2 protein-coding genes are annotated in these 2,002 nt (G+C 70.4%); both read right to left on the bottom strand.

The window, feature by feature from the left end; all coding sequences use genetic code 11:
- Positions 1-85 precede the first annotated feature (85 nt).
- On the bottom strand, positions 86-643 hold the full coding sequence (locus tag ACWEBX_RS39590) for a hypothetical protein (RefSeq protein WP_451889545.1): 558 nt from the start codon (positions 641-643) through the stop codon (positions 86-88).
- 364 nt (positions 644-1,007) lie between these two features.
- On the bottom strand, positions 1,008-2,002 hold a 995-nt coding region (locus ACWEBX_RS39585; protein ID WP_451889544.1), incomplete at its 5' end, for a hypothetical protein.

The raw sequence follows: 2,002 nt of genomic DNA, 5'->3' as shown, positions 1-2,002 counted from the left end.
CGGGCCGAGGGGGCCCTCCCGCGCCCCGTTCGACCCGGACGCGGTGAGGAGCTGCGGCCGCCCGCGGACAACGCTCACCGATCGGTCAGCAGCCGCTGTCCTTGGGGGTGAAATCCACGCGCTTGTGCTGGTCCGCGGCGAGGGCCTCGTCATAGGCCGTTCTCGTGACCTGGTACCAGACGTCGTCCCGGCCCTTGTCGCCGCCGACGTCGTCCAGGCTGACGCACCACCGTTCCGGCCGGACGACACGCGTGTACGTCTCGGTTCCGCTGCGGACCTTCTTGCAGGTCTTCGCGTGCTCGGTGGAGTACCAGGTGCGGGTACGCCGCTTGGTGCCCGAGCCGGTGCTTGTCGTGTGTCTGACCCGCCGCGTGGTCGTGGTGCACTTCTTCGTCATGTGCGGCCGGGTGGCCCGGGTGGTCCTGGCCGCGCGGTGACGGACCTCGTCCCGGAGGCCGAACACGCTCGTATCGGCTGTGGTGGCGGTGTCCGGCTGAGGTTCCCCGGCAACGCCCCCGGTGTCCTGTCCCACGTCGACCGAGTAGTCCGAACCCTCGTCGTGGGAGTCACCCCCGCCGCCGCACGCACCGAGCCCGGCTATCAGTACCGCCGTCACCGCGGCCGTCGCAAGTCGCTTGAACATGTCTTCCTTCGTGATCTACGGGCCGCAGCGTAACGGATCACCGGCCGAAATCGAACGTCGGTGAGCGCCCCGATGACCGGGGGCCCGTACGGAGGGCTCCCCATCCCCGCCGGAAAGGACCGTTCGTCTGCCAACTCGCCTGTTCGAGTGCCGATTCTCAAGCCGACCACCAGCCGGACCACCGGCCGGGTCCTGGCCGACGCCTCGACCCTGCCCGGACAACTGGTCCGCCCCGGGCACATGTTCCCGAACTGTTCCGTGAAGCCGGCCGGCACGGTGCTGCCTGGCCGTCGAGGACTCCCCGAACGGAACACTCGATTGCGGGCCGCAACCGAGTCGCACGGACCTCGTCGCCCGTCCCGGCTCAGTCGCCCCCGCCCGTCTCCCCGCCTCCGGTGCCGTCGTGGTGGGCGTCCGATCGCGTGGCCAGGTCGAGGCCCAGGTCCTCGGCGAGACCGTCGTACGGGGACGGCTTGCTGGCGGTGATGTCGGCCGTGGCCCGGTTCTGCGAGACGGCCTTGTCTTCCGGGGGGCGTCGATCGGAAGGTGCCGACGTGCTGACGTACACCCGGTAGGCCGTGTGCGGACTCCGTTCGGCCAGTGCCCCGGTGACGGCGGCCCGGCAACGACGGGTGAATCGCCGCCAGGGACGGGACAACTCCTCGGGCCAGATGGCCGCCAGGGCGGCCAGCGCGGCCCACACCACGATCCAGGCCGTGGCCCAGTAGCCCGGATCCCGATCGGGCAGCCCGGGGACGGGGCAGCGCATGAGCATGGCATGCATGGACATGCCGAAGGCAGTGACGAATGCGGCCGTCAGCGCGGGTACGCGGTAGTAGCCGAACCATGTGCGCAGGGGTGCACGACGGGCCTCGAGCGCCGTCCGGAACCGTTGGAACGGAGGGTCGTTGAGCAGTTCGTACAACGTGGCCCCCTTGTTGCGGCGCAGGAGTGTCACGAGCGCGGCGAGGACCGGGTCCCTCTGGCTGCCGAGCCGTCCGAGCGGCACGGTGATCCGCCCGTCCTCGTCGATCTCGGCGTCCTCGGCCAGGACCAGCAGGCTCACGGCCACCTCTGCCGCGTAGCGCTCCTGCTGGGGTGACGCGCCCTCCCAAGCGGCGCCGAGCCACCACGCCGCCCGTATCGGGTCGATGTCCGTTGTCCGTATGCCCCGTAGGAACGTCCGCTCGTCCCGTGTACGCAGCCACCACACCGAGTACAGCGTGGCGTTGACCGCGCCGAATCCCAGCAGCCAGTAGGTGGCGATCCAAGCCGTCTCGCCGCTGGAGGAGCCCGTTGTCGAGCGCGCGGGAGAGCAGGGTGTTGTCGACGCCGAAGAAGACGTCGCCCTGGGGGTTG

Source organism: Streptomyces sp. NPDC005070 (genome assembly GCF_053600395.1).
This window is presented reverse-complemented; position numbering and strand designations above follow the sequence as displayed.